The sequence below is a fragment of the Bradyrhizobium sp. SRL28 genome, assembly GCF_018596315.1.
Classification (GTDB): domain Bacteria; phylum Pseudomonadota; class Alphaproteobacteria; order Rhizobiales; family Xanthobacteraceae; genus Bradyrhizobium.
Map to the genome: position 1 here is coordinate 62,675 of NZ_JAHEAG010000030.1, position 17,153 is coordinate 79,827.

Annotated in this window: 20 protein-coding genes; 14 read left to right on the plus strand and 6 right to left on the minus strand. The window is 57.9% G+C overall.

What is annotated here, in order from left to right:
* Window positions 1-132: 132 nt before the first annotated feature.
* Window positions 133-300, plus strand: a complete 168-nt coding sequence (locus KIP88_RS34905) for a hypothetical protein (RefSeq protein WP_214492724.1) — start codon at window positions 133-135, stop codon at window positions 298-300.
* Between the two features lie 17 nt (window positions 301-317).
* Here the strand turns inward: KIP88_RS34905 and KIP88_RS34910 are convergent, their stop codons facing one another.
* Window positions 318-518, minus strand: coding sequence for a hypothetical protein (locus KIP88_RS34910; protein WP_214492725.1), 201 nt, complete (start codon window positions 516-518; stop codon window positions 318-320).
* 495 nt (window positions 519-1,013) lie between these two features.
* Here KIP88_RS34910 and rfbF point away from each other — a divergent pair, with 495 nt between their 5' ends.
* From rfbF to KIP88_RS34930, 4 genes are read left to right on the plus strand one after another with little or no spacing between them, the layout of a single operon-like run.
* Window positions 1,014-1,784 carry a glucose-1-phosphate cytidylyltransferase gene (gene rfbF, locus KIP88_RS34915; protein WP_214492726.1) on the plus strand — a complete coding sequence of 257 codons (771 nt, stop codon included), beginning with the start codon at window positions 1,014-1,016 and terminating at the stop codon, window positions 1,782-1,784.
* A gap of 14 nt (window positions 1,785-1,798) precedes the next feature.
* Window positions 1,799-2,842 (plus strand): NAD(P)-dependent oxidoreductase, encoded by a 1,044-nt coding sequence (locus KIP88_RS34920; RefSeq protein WP_214492727.1) that lies wholly within the window; start codon window positions 1,799-1,801, stop codon window positions 2,840-2,842.
* Window positions 2,843-2,860: 18 nt separating this feature from the next.
* A complete protein-coding gene (gene rfbC, locus KIP88_RS34925) occupies window positions 2,861-3,427 on the plus strand; it encodes a dTDP-4-dehydrorhamnose 3,5-epimerase (protein ID WP_214492728.1) in 567 nt (188 codons plus the stop codon).
* Complete coding sequence (locus tag KIP88_RS34930) at window positions 3,424-4,350, plus strand: NAD(P)-dependent oxidoreductase (RefSeq protein ID WP_214492753.1); 927 nt, start codon at window positions 3,424-3,426, stop codon at window positions 4,348-4,350. The genes rfbC and KIP88_RS34930 overlap by 4 nt, the downstream gene beginning before the upstream one ends.
* 337 nt (window positions 4,351-4,687) lie before the next feature.
* Here KIP88_RS34930 and KIP88_RS34935 read toward each other — a convergent pair whose 3' ends face one another.
* The 3 genes from KIP88_RS34935 to KIP88_RS34945 form a co-directional block, all read right to left on the minus strand.
* On the minus strand, window positions 4,688-5,065 hold the full coding sequence (locus KIP88_RS34935) for an H-NS family nucleoid-associated regulatory protein (protein ID WP_214492729.1): 378 nt from the start codon (window positions 5,063-5,065) through the stop codon (window positions 4,688-4,690).
* A 292-nt stretch (window positions 5,066-5,357) separates the two neighbouring features.
* Complete coding sequence (locus KIP88_RS34940; protein ID WP_214492730.1) at window positions 5,358-6,821, minus strand: undecaprenyl-phosphate glucose phosphotransferase; 1,464 nt, start codon at window positions 6,819-6,821, stop codon at window positions 5,358-5,360.
* A 508-nt stretch (window positions 6,822-7,329) separates the two neighbouring features.
* Complete coding sequence (locus tag KIP88_RS34945) at window positions 7,330-7,677, minus strand: hypothetical protein (protein WP_214492731.1); 348 nt, start codon at window positions 7,675-7,677, stop codon at window positions 7,330-7,332.
* A 262-nt stretch (window positions 7,678-7,939) separates the two neighbouring features.
* Between KIP88_RS34945 and KIP88_RS34950 the strand changes: the two genes are divergently transcribed.
* The 3 genes from KIP88_RS34950 (at window position 7,940) to KIP88_RS34960 (ending at window position 9,771) form a co-directional block, all read left to right on the plus strand.
* Window positions 7,940-8,347 (plus strand): hypothetical protein, encoded by a 408-nt coding sequence (locus KIP88_RS34950; RefSeq protein WP_214492732.1) that lies wholly within the window; start codon window positions 7,940-7,942, stop codon window positions 8,345-8,347.
* 170 nt (window positions 8,348-8,517) lie between these two features.
* Window positions 8,518-9,534, plus strand: coding sequence for a hypothetical protein (locus tag KIP88_RS34955; RefSeq protein ID WP_214492733.1), 1,017 nt, complete (start codon window positions 8,518-8,520; stop codon window positions 9,532-9,534).
* Window positions 9,535-9,603: 69 nt separating this feature from the next.
* On the plus strand, window positions 9,604-9,771 hold the full coding sequence (locus KIP88_RS34960; protein ID WP_214492734.1) for a hypothetical protein: 168 nt from the start codon (window positions 9,604-9,606) through the stop codon (window positions 9,769-9,771).
* A 57-nt stretch (window positions 9,772-9,828) separates the two neighbouring features.
* On the opposite strand, the gene KIP88_RS34965 is transcribed toward KIP88_RS34960, so the two are convergent.
* Complete coding sequence (locus KIP88_RS34965; protein WP_214492735.1) at window positions 9,829-10,542, minus strand: PEPxxWA-CTERM sorting domain-containing protein; 714 nt, start codon at window positions 10,540-10,542, stop codon at window positions 9,829-9,831.
* A 634-nt stretch (window positions 10,543-11,176) separates the two neighbouring features.
* Here KIP88_RS34965 and KIP88_RS34970 point away from each other — a divergent pair.
* The 4 genes from KIP88_RS34970 (at window position 11,177) to KIP88_RS34985 (ending at window position 14,769) form a co-directional block, all read left to right on the plus strand.
* A complete protein-coding gene (locus KIP88_RS34970) occupies window positions 11,177-11,377 on the plus strand; it encodes a hypothetical protein (protein WP_214492736.1) in 201 nt (66 codons plus the stop codon).
* 155 nt (window positions 11,378-11,532) lie between these two features.
* Window positions 11,533-11,745, plus strand: a complete 213-nt coding sequence (locus tag KIP88_RS34975) for a hypothetical protein (protein ID WP_214492737.1) — start codon at window positions 11,533-11,535, stop codon at window positions 11,743-11,745.
* A gap of 333 nt (window positions 11,746-12,078) precedes the next feature.
* Window positions 12,079-13,266 (plus strand): non-hydrolyzing UDP-N-acetylglucosamine 2-epimerase, encoded by a 1,188-nt coding sequence (wecB, locus tag KIP88_RS34980; RefSeq protein WP_214492738.1) that lies wholly within the window; start codon window positions 12,079-12,081, stop codon window positions 13,264-13,266.
* A gap of 3 nt (window positions 13,267-13,269) precedes the next feature.
* On the plus strand, window positions 13,270-14,769 hold the full coding sequence (locus KIP88_RS34985) for a glycosyl transferase family protein (RefSeq protein ID WP_214492739.1): 1,500 nt from the start codon (window positions 13,270-13,272) through the stop codon (window positions 14,767-14,769).
* Here KIP88_RS34985 and KIP88_RS34990 read toward each other — a convergent pair whose 3' ends face one another.
* Window positions 14,770-15,075, minus strand: a complete 306-nt coding sequence (locus KIP88_RS34990) for a hypothetical protein (RefSeq protein WP_214492740.1) — start codon at window positions 15,073-15,075, stop codon at window positions 14,770-14,772. It abuts the gene before it with no gap.
* Window positions 15,076-15,508: 433 nt separating this feature from the next.
* On the opposite strand from KIP88_RS34990, the gene KIP88_RS34995 reads away from it, so the two are divergent.
* Both KIP88_RS34995 and KIP88_RS35000 read left to right on the plus strand, forming a co-directional pair.
* Complete coding sequence (locus KIP88_RS34995) at window positions 15,509-16,228, plus strand: PEPxxWA-CTERM sorting domain-containing protein (protein ID WP_214492741.1); 720 nt, start codon at window positions 15,509-15,511, stop codon at window positions 16,226-16,228.
* 639 nt (window positions 16,229-16,867) lie between these two features.
* Entirely contained in the window at window positions 16,868-17,089 is a 222-nt protein-coding gene (locus KIP88_RS35000) for a hypothetical protein (protein ID WP_249791237.1), read from the plus strand.
* The last annotated feature ends 64 nt before the right edge of the window (window positions 17,090-17,153 follow it).

The following is a 17,153-nucleotide window of genomic DNA, read 5'->3' on the forward strand; positions in this document are numbered from 1 at the left end:
GGGAGAGGACCATAGGTCCGGTTCGGACCCATCAAAATGACCCCAACGGCGACCGGCGGCTGGCTGGATCGGGACGGAGCTGCTATATTTAATCCGCCCCGCGCTCTCGGCTTTGAATGTCAGGATGACGGTATGATGAACCTTGTCACAGCTCCCGTGAGCGAGAGCTTCTCGATCGTTGGGACGTGCATCAACTGCACCGCTCCGGCCAGTCTGCTCGCAACGATGACCATCATCGCCATCGGCGCTGCATTGACATTTCGCTCCGAACGCCGCAACAGCGCGTCCAGCAAGGCCTGAGCGAAGCAGTCAATCGGTCAGACGAGATCGTCGGGATCGTATTCGACGAACTTCTTGTAGATCCAGCGCCTGCCGTCGTGCCGGCGCCATACCTTGCCCCACAACAGCCGCCCCGTGATCGAGCGCCTCGGCATGATGACCGTCCAGAGATGCCAGGTGTCCGCCCAGGTCCGCTCGGGATTGAGCGATGTGACTTGAAAGAGATTATAACGGCTCATCGCGCTGAACTCCGGCATTGAAGGCAAATCGCGCCGAAATAAATAACAGCGCGGTCACACCTCAATGTTGTCTGGGACGAAGGGAAGCCACCTTGGCCGTAACGCATTCGAGTTTGCGCCGGAGCTCGCACACTTCCTGATATTTTTGCGCGAGATCTACGGACCGAGCCCGCGATTTACGCTTGGTGACGACCTTCCGATGCGGTTGATTTCGCTTCATGCTTCATCATAGCTTCGCCGATGAATGGCTCAATCAAAGCCGTGGATTAAGCTAACCCGTCAACCTTACTGGGCCGCATTCAATCTCAACGTGTGCACGCAATGAACCCGGCTGGGATTTCGCGCATCGTTCCGCGCAAGGGAACCCGTAAATTGACGGGCGAAATCAAATAAACCATTCTGCTACGAAATGACGGCATGGCCTCGCGCGGCTGCGCCATTTCATGTAGTGAATACCGGTAAACCCATTAATCTCAACGTATTGAATGGCAAATTATGCGCGCAGTATTGCTGGCGGGTGGCCTGGGAACTCGGTTTGCCGAGGAAACCGATGTTCGTCCCAAGCCGATGATCGAAATCGGCGGCAAGCCGATTTTGTGGCACATCATGAAGATCTACTCTAGCCACGGCATCAACGACTTCATCATCTGCCTTGGCTACAAGGGCTATGTGATCAAGGAATACTTCTCCAACTACTTCCTGCATCAATCGAACGTCACTTTCGACCTTCGCGAAAACAGGATGGAGGTTCTGCAGAAGCACGCCGAGCCGTGGCGGGTGACGTTGATCGACACCGGCGAAGAGACCATGATCGGCGGGCGCATCAAGCGAATCCTCCCCTATATCGGCGATGACGACGCCTTCTGCCTGACCTATGGCGACGGCGTGGCCGATATCGACATCACCGAAAGCATCGCCTTCCATCGCCGCGAGGGCCGTCTGGCGACCGTGACCGGCACGCAGCCGCCCGGCCGCTTCGGCGCCATCAACCATCAGGGCAGCCGCGTTACCGGCTTTCAGGAAAAACCGCGCGGCGACGGCAACTGGATCAATGGCGGCTTCTTCGTGCTTTCGCCCAAGGTCGGCGATTACATCGAAGGCGACGCCACCGTTTGGGAAAAAGAACCGATGACGAACCTGGCAACCGATGGCCAGCTCAGCGTGTTCCTCCACGACGGATTCTGGCACCCCATGGATACGTTGCGGGACAAGCGATATTTGGAAGATCTTTGGTCAAGCAATAAAGCTCCCTGGAAGAAATGGTAGAGAAGAAAGATTCCATGCGTATTCTTATTACCGGTTCGATGGGCTATGTCGGCCCCATCCTTACGCGTCACCTCCGGCAGAAATTTCCAGACGCCGAATTGATCGGCTTCGATACTGCATTTTTTGCCCACAATCTCACCGGGGCGGCCAGGCTGCCCGAGTCGCTGCTGGACCGCGTGCATTTCGGCGATATCAGAAACTTTCCGCCGGAACTGCTCGATGGCGTCGATGTCGTCGTCCATCTGGCGGCGATTTCCAACGACCCAATGGGGAAGGAATTCGAAGGCGTCACCGAAGCAATCAATGAAAAGGCCAGCGTGGCGCTTGCGCAGATGGCGGAGCAGCGCGGTGTCGGCCGCTTCGTATTCGCTTCGAGTTGCAGCATTTACGGCGCCGCCGAAGGTCACCCCAAGCGCGAAAGCGACTCGCTCAACCCCCTCACCGCCTATGCACGGTCCAAGGTTGCGATGGAAAACGCGCTCCGCGCAAGCAACGCGGGCGAAATGACGGTCACGTGCCTGAGATTTGCGACCGCTTGCGGCATGTCGGATCGTCTCCGGCTGGACCTCGTCTTGAACGACTTTGTCGCGAGTGCGCTGGCCACCGGCGAGATTACCGTGCTCAGCGACGGGACACCGTGGCGGCCGCTGATCGATGTGGCCGATATGGCGCGGGCGATTGAGTGGGCCATCGGACGTGACACCAACCAGGGCGGACGGGTTCTTGTGGTGAATGCCGGCAGCAACACAGGAAATTATCAGGTCCGCGATCTGGCCCAGGTTGTGGCCGCTGAGCTGCCCGGAACCCAGGTCAGCATCAACACGGCGGCGCCGCCGGACCTGCGCTCTTATCAGGTTGATTTTTCACTTTTTGCCGAACTGGCTCCTGCGCATCTGCCAGCAGTCCCGCTCGCCCAGTCCGTCCGAAACCTCTATGCCGGACTGAATGGAATGGGATTCTCGGACAAGGAGTTTCGCACGTCCTCCCTGATGCGGCTCAAGACGCTCAAGGACCATATTGCGGTGGGTCGGCTGTCTGCCGACCTCCGCTGGCAATAATCTTGAAAGGCTTACATCGTGAAGTTTCACCCAACGCCGCTTCATGGCGCCTACACGATCGAACTCGAAAAGCGCGGTGACGACCGGGGTTTTTTCGCACGCTTTTTTTGCCAGAAAGAATTCGAAGCGGCCGGCGTGCCGATGCCGATCGTTCAGATCAACAACTCCCTGAGTGCAAAAGCCGGCACCCTGCGCGGGATGCACTATCAATTGGCGCCTGCCGCAGAAATCAAGGTGGTGCGCTGCATCCGCGGCGCCCTCTATGACGCCATCGTCGATCTGCGGCCGGATTCCCCGACCTTCGGCAAGTGGTTCGGCGTTGAACTCACCGCGGAAAACCGAACGATGATTTTCGTTCCGCAAGGTTTTGCGCACGGCATCATGACGCTCACCGACGACACCGAAGCGTTCTATCTGGTGAATGCGTTCTACGCTCCCGAGCACGAGCGCGGCTTGCGCTTTGACGATCCGCGATTTGGGATCGAGTGGCCGCGGCAGCCCGTGGAAGTTTCGCCCAAGGACAGCAGCTGGCCGGACTTCGACCCGGTATTCCATGGCGTCGAATCCCTGAGAGGCCTGACGTGAGAATCCTTCTGACCGGCGGCAGTTCGTTTACCGGTCTATGGTTTGCGCGCAGCCTTGCCGCGAAAGGCCATACTGTCGTCGCGCCCCTCAGGGGCAGCGATTATTCGGGCTTGCGCGGCAATCGCGTGGCCGAGCTTCGCCGTGTTGCTGAAGTCATCGAAGACTGCCCGTTTGGCTCGGACCGCTTTCTCGATCTTGCGGGAACGGGTTCATGGGATCTGTTGTGCCAGCATGCGGCGCAAACCGGCGACTATCGCAATCCGGACTTCGACGTCATTGGCGCCGTCGCCGACAATACGAAAAATCTTGTCGCGGTCCTGAAGAAGATGATGGATCGCGGCTCGGCAGGCGTCGTACTCACCGGCTCGGTATTCGAACAGGACGAAGGTGCCGGCGATGCGCCGCTGAGGGCCTTTTCACCCTACGGACTGTCGAAAGGCCTTACCTGGCAATATTATCGCTTCCTGAGCGAGACCCTGCATTTCAATCTTGGGAAGTTCGTGATCGCGAATCCCATTGGACCGTTCGAGGAGCCGCGGTTTTGCAACTATTTAATACGTTCCTGGTTCAAGGGCGAAGTTCCGGCGGTACGGACACCTCTGTACGTGCGAGACAACATTCATGTTGATTTGCTGTCGAAAGCCTACGCGACCTTTGCTGAGAGCGTGCCCCTGCATCAGGGCATAACGAAGCTCCATCCGAGCTTCTATGTCGAAAGCCAGGGCGCCTTTGCCCAACGCTTCGCCGCTGAAATGTCACCCCGCCTTGGGGTTGCCTGCCCCGTCACGTTGCTGCAGCAGGAGGACTTCACCGAACCGATGGTCCGGATCAACACCGACCGGATTGACGGGACGGGATTGGGCTGGAGCGAAACATCGGCTTGGGACGCTGAAGCTGAATTCTATAAGCAGACCGCAAAATAACTATCGAAGCTGCGCCTCCACGACCACATGAGGCCGTGACCAAACTCTATCTACTACTGCTCCGGCAGCTTTGCCTGCACGTTTGGGCCTGGCTGTCACATGCGCTCTGGCAGGGAGCCCCGAGCGTGGTTGGGCATACGCGCTTGCAGGAATCATTCTGAGTGGCGCAGTTGGCAAGGCAGGCGTCGCTGGTGGCGTCGGCCAGGCGCAACTTGCCGATCGAGACGTTGTTTTGACCTGCGACGGCGGTTCCAATCAGCAGCAGGGACAACGCTGCACAGAGCGCGAGCTTCATGGAACCTCCGATTACACAGCCTTTGCGGCTGCCAAAATACGCCTATGCGCGGCGGCGGCGAGGACCATCGCCGCCGGCTTCCGGCTTGCCAATCACGAACTCCTCGATCTTGTGACCGGTCTTTAGCGCGGCCGTGAGCCAGCGCGGCTGCTTCCCGCGACCCGACCATGTTTCGGAAGGCTCGTCGGGATTTCGATACTTTGGGAATACGCGCGGGTACTTCCGGCGCTCGCGCGGCGCATTTCGGGCATCCGCAGATTCCGATTGGCGCATCTCCTTCTCACGTCGAAGTTGCGCCAACCGCTTCTCGAGCTCGCGCTTTTCCGACGTCAATCGAACCGACAAGACCTGACTGAGCTCCTCGTGGAGCTGCCATAACTCGTCTACAGACATTCCATCGAAATTTGGCTTCTTGTTCATCCCGCCTGTGACCATCACGATTCGCAACAAACTATAAGTGCAGCGGCGAGCCTTTCCAGCAAAATTGTAGACTTGGCAACAAATCTCCGTAAAAACGCGGGTTTGCAGAGCATCAAACCTAAGTGGTTCAAATATCTCTCAAATCATGATCAGTCCGGAATCTTTCCGGAGGCCTGCTCGAGATTATTCGGGCGGACAGGTGTCAATACACCGCAGACGGCAAGATTCTTCACACCCACGGGTTGAAAGAATCCAACATTTGGCTGATCACGAGCGTCACGATGTCTTCTCGTCAGTAGGCGTTGCGCTTGCGCAATACCTCGAAGAAGGTCTTGATCAGGATCTGGATGTCCAGCCACAGACTCCAGTTGTTGATATACCAGAGGTCGAGTTTTACGCGTTCGGAGATGTGCTCGATCGTGGGCGTGCCCCCGCGAGCTCCGTTGCATTGCGCCCAACCGGTCATGCCGGGCTTGACGTGATGCCGAAAAGCATACTCGCTCAAAACCGTCTCAAAATAATTGTCATGGGCCAGCGCATGCGGCCGCGGACCGATCAGGGACATATCGCCCTTGAGGACGTTCAACAGCTGAGGCAATTCGTCGATACTTGCCGATCGCAACAGCCGGCCAATCGACGTCACCCGGGGATCGTCGCGCGTGGCCTGCACCACGGCGGGCCCGTTTTCCTGCACGGTCATGGTGCGGAATTTGAACATCATGAACTGCTTGCCATTAAATCCCTTTCGGAACTGCCGGAAAATAACCGGCCCGGGACTGTCAAGCTTGATGGCGAAAGCCGTGAGCGCCATGATGGGGAGAAAGAACAGCAGCGCCAGGGCCGCGATGACGATGTCCATCACGCGCTTGACGAAGCGTTCCGCGGCACTGAGTGGCGCACGTTGAATTTCGATGGCGAGGACGCGCTGACGCGCCGACGACGCATAATTCGTCAACGTTCGAACCCGCATGTCGGGCAACAGCCGCACCGCTACCGGAAGCGTCTTGACGTGCTCGCGGATGAACTCCAGCCGAGACGTATCCTCCCAGGGCATCGCAAGCAAGACTTCCCGGCAATTGTTGCGCCTGACAAAGTTTGCGGCTGAATTGATAACGCTGACGTCGTTGGCGTCGCGCTTCACCGGATCGTCTTCCGAACTGAGCGTGAAGCGGTTGACTTCGGACGTACCGAAGAAAACCAGGAGATCCCGGGGCTCCAACGCTGATATCTCGTGAAAATCGCCGATCAGCACGATATCCCGCCGGCCGATCACGCCACGCGAAACGGCAGCCGCCAGGACCACCTTGGTGCCCTTCCTGACGGCGAGTAGTCCTACCGGCGCAGCAAAATAGAACACCACGAAGGCGCCGCGCGAATAATCGACGCCGATCTTGAGCAGAAACGCAAAGAAGGCGAGCAGCAACCCTGTCGTAAACCAGCAGATCAGTATTTCGCCGATCTCGACGCGCGGTTTGGCGCTGTCAGGAAAATCGTAATAACCGCTGCCGCTCATGCGCAGGATGTAAATGAAGCTGGCCAACAACCCGACCGCGCAATGCGGGAGAATGTTCGGCACGTCGTTGCCGACGGATAGTTGATAGCCAATGCCCCCTGCCACGCTGGACAGCAGGATCACGAAGGCATCCGCGGTCGATAACAGATAGGGGACTGCGTTGCTGGAGAAACGAGCGGGAGAACCGCCAGCGGAATTGTCGAGCTGGCCTACCTTGTTGCCAATATCCGCTCCGATCGACATGAGAAAAATGCCCGCGCAGTATCACTGATACCAACAGTCAGATTACTGGCCAGAGACCATAAATCCGACAGACCTTCAAAGGCCCAAGTAACTCTTCGTTAATACCCGTGACCATACACTTGGCCGGAGTGCAACGCAACATTTAATCAGTTTGAATGCGCCTTTAATCGTATTCTGGAGCCAGTTAGCGATGTTGCCCATCCTCGCCTGCGGTGCCGGCATCTATGTGGGCCTTCACTTCAATATTTTGGCGCTGCTCCCGCTCTCCCTATTGGGCGCCGGGGCGTATATCGTCTCGGCCTGGGCTGGCGGCCAAGGTTTACTGGATAGTATAGCCGTCGTGTTGCTTCCGGTTATCACCGTTCAGGTGGGGTATTTTCTAGGCCTGACGACCCGGCCGGCATATTTACATTTGCGATCCCGGCTCAATATTCGGCACTCAGAGCGGGTATAATTCGACAATACGATTTAAACGCGGATTATCCGCAATTTCCGCGGCGCGCAGCCCCTACCGCACCTTGTCCGCGAAATACCGGCTGAAGACTTCCTGAATGTCGCCCAGACCGCCAAGCTGACGCTCGAGCTCCTGTGTGCGTTTTTCGCCGCTTGCCATTTGCTGCTCGTATTCCTTGATCCTGGCCGCGTCCTTGGCGTCGCGCGTCAGATATTCATCATAATCAGTGCCTGTGGCAAAGGCAGCCTGATCGCGGGCCGCATCGACCCGCGCACGCAGGGCGTCCCTCTCTTTCCGGATCGACGCGACTGCGGCCTCAACGGCGGCCGAAATCGAGCCGAGCCGTTCGCTGTCGGTCTGAGCATCGCGCTCTGCGGAACGAACCTTGAAAGCTCGTGCCATATCGAGTCTCCTTGGTGCACTGGTTTTCGCTGCACTGCTCCGCTGGCGGTAGACCGCCAGACCACCCGTTGGAAGGAAGTTTTGTACAGCCTATCGAACCGCTGCTCGATCAACAACGTTGCATTTTTTTGAAAAAACGAAAGGCTGGATTCTTGGATGATTCGGATTTTCCGGGATAGCAACGACCGTGCAAGCGTATAGGTTTGCCAAGCATATGCCGAGGTGACGACCGGACAAAAGCAAGATGAGATTTCGAGACACCTTGAAATTTGCTCTTGAACTGTTTGTGCCTGAAAAGCTCATGCACCCAGGCGGGAGTTCTGCGTCCGATCCGGAGCCCGAAGCTTCGCAGAATGTTCCGACAAATCTCGAGGCCGAGGAAACCGCCAAGCGCGGAAAGGCCCGCCGGATTATCGAGGAGCTGGACCATGGCCAGTTTGGCGGTCCCTCGTTCGGTCCGCAAACGATCGAGTTGATGTCAAAGGCGCTGGAAGGCGCCGAGGCTTCCTTGCCCGAGCCGGCATCGGACCAGCAGCTTCGATTGATCGCAGCCATGATCTTGAAGGTGGCCGGCGACGGCGAGCGCGATCCGATCCGCCTGAAGGCCACGGCGATGTCTGCCCTGGGGTCGGTTGCCGGCAATGCGGACGAAAAGCCGCCGTCGACCTGACAGCAAGCGCCGCCGAAAGAAGGGGCTGCGTGGGTTGCTGACGCGGCATGCGCCTGATCGGACCGGGTGATTTGCCACTAAAGCGGATGGCAAGCTAGCGGATGGCAAGCTATAAGCCGGTCGGGCGGTCGCCTGATCGTCTCGCCCGCTCTGCCCCAAGGACAATCAAAGTGGTTCATCGCGAAGCTCCTAAATCGATCCTGGTTCACGTGCTGTTTGGACTGAGGAAACTGTTGGGCGTTGCGACATTTGCCCTGATCATTGTCCTGCTGGGCCCGAAGCTGTTTGTCCTGTTCGACAATCCGAAGAGCGCAACGATCCCGGCCAAGCTGTTCGAGGCGCGCGAATACATTCTCAGCAAATCGGTGCCGGTGCTGCATCGATATGTGCCGACCAACATTGCCGGCAGCGATCGCTCCGACTGGATCCTCATTGGCCTCGCCATCGTCATCACTGTTTTCTCGGGCGCGCTCGCCCAGCGCGCGCTGACCGCCTCGAACCGGCGGCTTTTGCGAAAGTCGGCCCAGGCATGGCGCCGAAAAGAGGGTGTGAAACCGGGCTCCAAGCTCGACGCCGAACTGGAAACGACGCTGCGGCTGGCGGAAAGCGGCAAGGCCGTGAACCGTCAGGAGTTGCTGCGGGTGTTTGCCGAAACCAAGAAGAAGCTCGACACGTTCGGCCGTGAAGTGGCCTTCCTTGCCATCGACGTGGTCGGCTCGGCGGGGATGAAGGCCGGCGAAGACCATGCTTCAATTCAATATGACTTCGAAGAGTATCGAAAGCTCGTGGAGCGCATCTTTCGCGCCAGGGGCGTGTTGAAGACGGCATGGACGCCCGACGGCGTGATGGCATGCTTCGCCCATGTGGAGGACGCTTGCCAGTCAGGCAAGGACGTCATCAAGAGTCTCAAGGTGTTCAACAGCGAGGTGAAGGTGACCAAGGCAGACTTCGCCGTTCGCTGCGGCGTGAACGCGGGTCTGGTCTATTTCGACGACTCTACCCCCCTCGAGACGATCTCGGACCGCGTCATCGACGTCGCCGGGCACATGCAGAAGAACGCCGAGCCGAATACCGTGCTGGTGGCACGCAAGATCATCGAGCCATTGCGTCAGCTTGAGGAATTTACCCACACCTCGCAAGTGATCGATGGCTACGAAGCCAGCGTGTGGCGCAATACCGGCTCTTAAGCCACGTTCGCCCTCCCCGCATATTAGCGCCATCATGCGGCGCATTTGCGAGAAGACTTGGCGCCTCAAATGTATGTCGAACGTGCCTATCAAGTGGCCGCGAAGCATGCGGAGCTTCATCCCGATCCCACAACTGAAGGTGGGCAATTCCACCGGGCCAGCGGCAATCGTTTGCAGGTCAACGAGCCGCAAATCCGAAATAAAATGGAGTTGGAGTATCTGATTTCAATTCTTTGAAGGGAAAGAGGCCGCCAACTGAGGCGGCCCCTCGATCTCAAATCAGGGCTGACCGGATTAAGCGGCGCGAAGCGCGGTGTTGTTCTTGCGGCGATAAGCCATGAATCCGACACCAGCGAAGCCAAGGATCATCATCGCCCACGTCGACGGTTCGGGGACAGCGCTTGTGAACGTCGCCGAGAAGGTGGCGTCGAAATGATTCGCTGAGGACCAAGAACTTTGAGTTTGACCAGGCGTTGGGAGCGGCACGGTGTCGGCATAGATAGTGCTCCACACCAAAGTGCCAAGATTGGAGTTAGAGTTAACGTTGTTGCAGCCACTAAAACTTAAACACGAACCAAAGCTCGCTATGCCGGCGTTACCAGCGATTCCGTACGTGCTCAGGAACGCCACATATGCCTGGCCCTGCGTGACGTTGAGCCCAATGGGCGAGAAGTCGAGAAGGCCGGCTCCATTTCCGGATATCACCGGGCTCTGCCAGAGCATTGTGGTCGGCTTGGAGCCATCCCACGCGTACACTGCCCCATATAACGAAGTGATGGTCGAGTTTTTCAGGGTAAACTGAAAGTTAGTAAGCGCCCCCGTGATAGGAGCAGTGAATGTCTCACCCATGAATTGGGTTTGCTGACCACCAATCGGAGCGCCAGAAAGAGGGCCATTGTTGTAATTGTTTACTGGGTTGCTGATAACAACAGCTGACGCAGGGGATGCACTTAGCGCCGCGATGCAGGTTATCGCGGCCACTGCCGCGGCTGTCTTGATACTGTTCATAATACTTCCTTGATATGCTAAGCTTAGCCTCGCCTCAGACAAGGCTTTCCTGGCCGCTGTTGCATGGCGGCAATTTACCGTCGTTTACCCTTATTAAATCACTGTGACGGTTGCGTAACATTTCCGGTTTTCTTCCGGACCGCTGCTGCGCAGTAAATGCGCCGCTTCAAGATCAAAGCGGGCATCAACCTCGGTGCGTCACGCTATCGCTTCCATGAGTGATGCGGGCTTGTGTCGGTCGTGCCGACACCAACGCTAGCGCCAGCAAAAAACGCAGCCGCGAAAAAACCACTGCGGCCGTATGAAGTAATCGCCTCCGAAACTCTCCTGTCCAATTGCCGATAACCGATTTTCAATTCGGACCGGTGCCGATCGTGCCGGCCGCGTCACGGGCAGCGATTGCAAAAGTCGGACGACAGGCCCATGGAATGCGCTTCGCCATGGACGGTCATTTCAAAGCGCGGGAGATTTAAGACGGAACATCACGACCGGATCAAATGATTCCGAGGCGGATTTTATGGGAAGTAAGCCCCTAAAATCGCTGGAGTCTTTTAACTACCCCACGTTGACCGCCAGAAAATTATATCCTATTGTCACACTCTAATTTATTAATTCATTTCCAGCGGTGGCGGCCGTGGATACAAAAACCAGCTCCGATTTGAGACGATTGCGTTACGCCCTTGAGGCGGTTTCCGCGGATTTGGATGCCATTGAACAACGGCCGCATCCTTCGCTTCGTTCGGCCGCAGCAAACCTCGAGGCAAATCGGCGCGACGGCCTTGAGACATTCGTCAATCACTTTGATTTTGCGGTAAAGCGCGGCGTCCTGCGGTAGACAAGCGACAGCCCGCAAGCATTGAGCCTCCATCCCCCGCGCGGCAAAAAACGCGGCCCGAAGCAAGCCCATTTGTATGGCATTTCACAAACCGGTGCCGGTTCCATTGTTACGTTGTGACCCAACCAGGCGATGGGTTTGTGGTTCAATTTGGAATGCGGGGCGAGATCACCTTTATGCCGGTGGACATTGCAAAGGCCTATTTCGAGATTCTGCAGCTTCGCAAGGAAGTTCAAAAGGCGGAGCTCACCTCCAGGATTTCCTTCGCGCGTCCGCCAAGCCGTCCGCGCCACACCGGGCGCACGAACGCCCGCGGCGCGCAGGCGATCAATCCACAAATGCCACTTTTAAAACGAGGCCGGAAATAACCGCCTGACCTGGCGCTGGCAGTTGCATCATCCGCATCGCCCCGCGCCGACTCCAATCCCGCCCTGTCAAACTCGATTCCGACACACGAAACCGGCGATCAAACATTATGGTGCCCGTATAAATACGGCGCGAGCATTTACCATGCATTGAAGTCTCTCGCGATTTCCACGGCAATCTCCGAAAGATCCATTTAAATCAATTGTCTAATTTAGAGTCGCGGTCTAAATTACCGGCGATTTCTAATCGTGCCGTCCGGACAGGGACGAAGGGACGGGATTTCGATTGGTATTTCGTGTCGTGGGGGACGGTACGATCGTTTTAGAAAGCAAGGCATGCATCACCCTCGCAGAGAGCATTTCAACCAGTCGACACCTGTCCGCACTTTTGTCTTCGTGATTGGTACCCGGCCTGAAGTCATCAAGGTGGCTCCCATCATCCGCCGCCTGCGCGAAGCCGAATGGGCGACCGTTCGGATCGTAACGTCCGGCCAGCAGAGCGACCTCCTCGACAGCACCCTTGCCGAGTTCGGTCTGCGTCCGGACTTCTCCATCCCGCACCGGAGCAACTGTCGCACGCCGGCGGTTCTCGCCAGCCAGCTCATTCGCCGCCTGGACAAATATTTCGGCGAGGTCCGGCCGGATTGCGTTCTGGCCCAGGGCGACACGACAACCGCCTATGCGTCGTCGATTGCGGCGTTCTACCGCAAGATCGCCTTTGTGCATGTCGAGGCCGGGCTGCGCACGCCAAGCCTTGACGCGCCCTTCCCCGAGGAATTTCACCGCCGTTCGATCGCCGTATCCACGTCGCTGCACTGCGCACCCACATCGGCCGCGGCGCAGAACCTGACGCGAGAGAACATTTCGCGGGAGAAGATCCTCGTTTCGGGAAACACGGTGATCGACTCACTGCTCGAAGTCGCAGCCTCGAAGCCGGCGCCGCCCGCCGACTTTCCGGGGCTGCGGACCATACTCCTCACGGCGCATCGGCGCGAGAATTTTGGCGCGCCGTTGCGGGATGCGTTCACCGCGATCAGGGCCTTCGTCGACCTCACCCCCGACGTCGCCGTGTATTTTCCGGTTCATCCCAACCCAAACGCGCGCGAAACGGCCATCGAGATTCTTTCGGGGCATCCCCGGATCAAGCTGGTCGATCCGCTGGGCTACCGCGACATCGTCGCCGCGATACAGAATGCCTGGTGCGTGGTGACCGACAGCGGCGGGCTTCAGGAAGAGGCGCCTGCGCTCGGCAAACCCGTTCTGGTGTTGCGCGACGTAACCGAGCGGCCCGAGGCGGTGGCGTCGGGGGTTGTCGAGTTGATCGGAACTTCGCGCGATGCGGTATTCGGTGCCCTGTTCGAGTTGAACAAGAACAGCGCCAAGTACACCCGCATGGCCCGGCCGGTATTTCCCTATGGCGATGGTCACGCCAGCAAGCGGATCGTCGAGGCTCTCTATCGGCAATTCGTCCTGCCGCCGCAAATGCGCTCCGCCGAAATCATTCAGCTTCACCACGCATCCTAACTCATGACACAAGCCCCCTCCTTCATCTTTCAATATCTCTATGTCGTCGAAATTCTGATGCTGATCGCGGGTGTGATCATCGCGATTTCCAGCATCGACGATCTCGTGGTGGACCTGCTGTATTGGAGCAGCAGGCTGATGGGCACCTCGGACAGCAAGTCCAAGGAATTGCCGAGCGTGGAGATTCTCGAGCAACTGCCCGAGCGCCCCATTGCCATCATGGTGCCGTGCTGGAAGGAGCACGACGTCATTTTTTCGATGCTTTCGTCGAACTCGCGGCTGGTGCGCTACGAGCACGCACACTACTTCGTCGGCGTCTATCTGAACGATCCCCTGACCCAGGCCGAGGTCCGCAAGGCGCAAGGGCTATACAAAAATATTCACATGGTGCTGGTTCCGCATGACGGGCCGACCAGCAAGGCCGATTGCCTGAACCAATCGATCTCCGACATCTTCATGTTCGAGGCCGAGCACAACATCAAGTTTGCGGGAATCGTGATGCACGATTCCGAGGACCTCATTCACCCGCTGGAGCTCAAGCTCTTCAACAAGCTGGTCGACCTCTACCACTTCATTCAGTTGCCGGTTTACTCGTTCTCCCGGCCGATCACTTCGATGATCGCGGGCCTCTACATGGATGAATTCGCCGAGATGCACACCAAGGACCTCGAGGTCCGGCAGCGGATCAGCGGCGTCATTCCCTGCGCCGGCGTCTCCGCATGCTTCAGCCGGGAAGCGATCCAGCACCTCAACGATCAGAACCATGGCGAGGCTTTCCGCACGTCATCGTTCACGGAAGACTACGACATCGCGTTTCGCGTCTCGGAACTCGGATTTAAATCCGCATTCATTGCCTATCCGGCCAACTATGCGATCGACATCGATATCGACAGCGGAAACCCCGGCATTCTTTACCGGACCCTTCCCGTGGCGACCCGCGAATTCTTTCCGTCGGGCCTCGAAGCCGCCTATCGCCAGCGCGCGCGCTGGTTGCTCGGCATCGTTTTCCAGGGCTCCCAGGAGCACGGCTGGAAAGGCTCTCTCGGGACCAAGTATTTTCTGGCGCGAGACAGAAAGGGCGTAATCACCAGCCCGGCCGTCATGCTCGCCTATTTTGCGCTCGCCAACCTGACGGTGTTCGAACTCTATCGGGCGGTTTTCGATCCCGAAAAGCAGTTTGTGTATACCCTGCTGAACCAGAACTGGGCGGTATGGCTGTTTTTTGCAAACTTCCTGTTTCTGGTCTGGCGCCTGTTCAACCGAATGACGTTCACGGGCATGATCTACAATGTGCGTCACGCCCTGATGGCCGCGCCGAGGCTTGTCGTTGGCAATTTCGTCAACTTCTTCGCCACGTGGCGCGCCGTGCGCATCTACGCCAGCCACCGGATATCCGGCACGGCCCTCGTGTGGGACAAGACGTCCCACTCTTACCCGGTTCACATGGGCGACCTCACCTTGCCGCGAACGGCCGTGGCCGCCGATGGCGCAGCAGCCGAATAGCTAAGCCGCCAGCAGGGCTCGGTCTTCACGCTGTTGCGCAGCGGATGGGCTAGGGCCAAGGATCAGGCGCGCGAACGAGCGCGTGCCGAGGAAGGCCGCGCAGACTACGATCGCAGCGAGCTGAAGACTGGGGTAAAAAATAATGGCCCCGAGAACGATCCAGCCTGCCGCGATGGCGAGGAAGTCGCCCAGCCTTGAGCTTCGGCCGTGGGCGGGATCGAGGCCGCGATCGAGTGCATTGGCGATCGCATCGAAGCCATCGATCGCATCCCTGCTTGTCGGGCCGGCCAGATCACGTGAAAACATCAAACACCCCCACGGAGCCTCTCGCGGGCTCCGGGGGCATTTGGCGGGACGACTATTGCCCGCCGCTCAAACCGACCGTTACAGTTTTATCCATCTGGCTCTTTTGCGCTTGAGGGCATTGCGCCTCCCGGGACATGAATAATTCCGGCCCAACGCATTCGTTAGGATTTGAATAATCCGCCGACGAAATGGATGGCAGATAAGCATCCGTCTGGAATGGATTTGTCGGGCAGCCCAAGAGCACTCAACCCGAAACCAACGCGATCGCCCGCAATATGCCCGCTCCGGCGGGGGTATTGGTCGGCACCCGGGGGCGGGTGCCGCCGAATGCCTGTTAGTATTACTACTTTTTCCTTTCGAATCGACCTTGCTTTATTTAATATGCACATTTAAAACCCGGTTAGATATTAATGATTCATTTGGAACGCCGATAATGCGAAAACTTCTTGCACCGCTTTGCGCGATTGCCGCCCTCTTCGTCTGGAGCGATCACGCCCGTGCCGTGGTCGTCACGGCTTCCAGCGGCCAATTCAGCGCCGGCAATACCAATAACAACAACGACATCACGTTCGACGGCCTCGCCACGCCGAACACGTTCGCCGGCACCAGCATCCAGTGGGGCGCTGCGCCGGTTTCGCTTGGCGGCATCGCCTTCTCGGGTACGGCCATCATCGCCAAGAATGCGGCGGGAACGTCGGCGGGTATTTCGGCGACGCCGGCCGGAGACACCACAAACTACATGTCCATTCTGGGTGGCAAGTCCGAGACGCTGACGTTCTCGGGGACCCAGAACAAGTTCGGTCTGTATTGGGGATCGATCGATTCCTACAACAGCGTCGCATTTTATTCGGGAAGCAGCGCCACGCCGTTCCTGACGCTTTTTGGGAATACCCTCAACGCGGTGCCTGCGCTTGGATTTAACGGCGACCAGTCGGGCGCCCTGACGAACGCCTATGTCACGTTCACCGGCCTGAGCTTCGACAAGATCGTTCTCGCATCGTCGGGCAATTCATTCGAATTCGACAATATCTCCTACAGCAATGTTGGACCCGTGCCGGAGCCGTCGACCTGGGCCATGATGCTCCTGGGCTTCGCCGGTCTTGGCTTGGTATATCGTCGCCGCCGATCCAGGCTTGCCGTCACGGCAGCCTGAGTTCTGGCTGCCTGGACATGCGTTGATCTCTGCGGCCGTTGTCATCTGAGGATCCGCCGCACTTGATGTGCACGGCTCCCTCCCTTAACGGCTTGCGGCATGTCCGGTTGACCTGATCCCGCTGCGCGCATGCCGCAAGGATTCCCGCGAACGCCGTTCCGACGCGCAACTATCTCGCGCGCATCGCCGAAGGCCGGCTCGCCACCGCCAAGGGATACGTGTTCACCGGGAAGATAGCTTCCGCGCCGACATCATCGAGCGGATCATGTCCGGAGCGTCGCGTCGGCATTCGATGCTCATCCAATACACTCTGCAGCAACGCACAGTCGCGCGGTCTGATGCAAACGCCCCTTGCTAGAATGCCCAAGTGCTGATGCCGGCTGTATGAGCGACTTGCTTCTCGGCGAAACCGGCATGGTTACGGCAACAATGACGTGCGGCAAGCGACTTGGCGCTTCGCTACCGCTACCTTTTGCCGGCACTCGCAGTTGTCAAATCCAGCAAAAGACCCGGCACGAGGGCCGGGACTGATTGCCAATATATTCCAAGGGTCAGTAATCTCTTCACCAGACACCATCCTGAAGCCAGTGTCTGCGCAGAAGGTAACTTAGGAACTTTGACCTTCTCCGGTGAGCTGGGTTGAAGGCAAAAAGCAAAATGGAAAATGAGAAGGACCCGCTGGCTCAGTTCGGGCTCGATGCAATCGAGTTAAGATGGACGATGCGAGACATCGCCGCGAAACGATCGTGGTTGATCAACCAACAGCATCTGGAAAAGCTGATCGAGCTCGGCTTGGCAGAGATGCGCGACGGCGTTCCCTATCTTACGGTAGCCGGGCAAAATACAGTGTGGGAGCACTAGCGCGCCTACGAAAGGTCAAAGCTACTCTGCGACCCAGGACGTGGCGATCAGTAAGGTTGACTGG

Excerpts from the sequence above, each read along its gene's own strand:
- KIP88_RS34995 (WP_214492741.1), top strand. The coding sequence starts at position 15,509 with ATGCGAAAACTTCTTGCACCGCTTTGCGCGATTGCCGCCCTCTTCGTC.
- KIP88_RS34945 (WP_214492731.1), bottom strand. The coding sequence starts at position 7,677 with ATGGCACGAGCTTTCAAGGTTCGTTCCGCAGAGCGCGATGCTCAGACC.
- KIP88_RS34990 (WP_214492740.1), bottom strand. The coding sequence starts at position 15,075 with ATGTTTTCACGTGATCTGGCCGGCCCGACAAGCAGGGATGCGATCGAT.
- KIP88_RS34935 (WP_214492729.1), bottom strand. The coding sequence starts at position 5,065 with ATGAACAAGAAGCCAAATTTCGATGGAATGTCTGTAGACGAGTTATGG.
- KIP88_RS34965 (WP_214492735.1), bottom strand. The coding sequence starts at position 10,542 with ATGAACAGTATCAAGACAGCCGCGGCAGTGGCCGCGATAACCTGCATC.
- KIP88_RS34975 (WP_214492737.1), top strand. The coding sequence starts at position 11,533 with ATGCGGGGCGAGATCACCTTTATGCCGGTGGACATTGCAAAGGCCTAT.
- KIP88_RS34905 (WP_214492724.1), top strand. The coding sequence starts at position 133 with ATGATGAACCTTGTCACAGCTCCCGTGAGCGAGAGCTTCTCGATCGTT.
- KIP88_RS34960 (WP_214492734.1), top strand. The coding sequence starts at position 9,604 with ATGTATGTCGAACGTGCCTATCAAGTGGCCGCGAAGCATGCGGAGCTT.
- KIP88_RS34910 (WP_214492725.1), bottom strand. The coding sequence starts at position 518 with ATGAGCCGTTATAATCTCTTTCAAGTCACATCGCTCAATCCCGAGCGG.
- KIP88_RS34920 (WP_214492727.1), top strand. The coding sequence starts at position 1,799 with ATGCGTATTCTTATTACCGGTTCGATGGGCTATGTCGGCCCCATCCTT.
- rfbF (WP_214492726.1), top strand. The coding sequence starts at position 1,014 with ATGCGCGCAGTATTGCTGGCGGGTGGCCTGGGAACTCGGTTTGCCGAG.
- KIP88_RS34985 (WP_214492739.1), top strand. The coding sequence starts at position 13,270 with ATGACACAAGCCCCCTCCTTCATCTTTCAATATCTCTATGTCGTCGAA.
- wecB (WP_214492738.1), top strand. The coding sequence starts at position 12,079 with ATGCATCACCCTCGCAGAGAGCATTTCAACCAGTCGACACCTGTCCGC.
- KIP88_RS34940 (WP_214492730.1), bottom strand. The coding sequence starts at position 6,821 with ATGTCGATCGGAGCGGATATTGGCAACAAGGTAGGCCAGCTCGACAAT.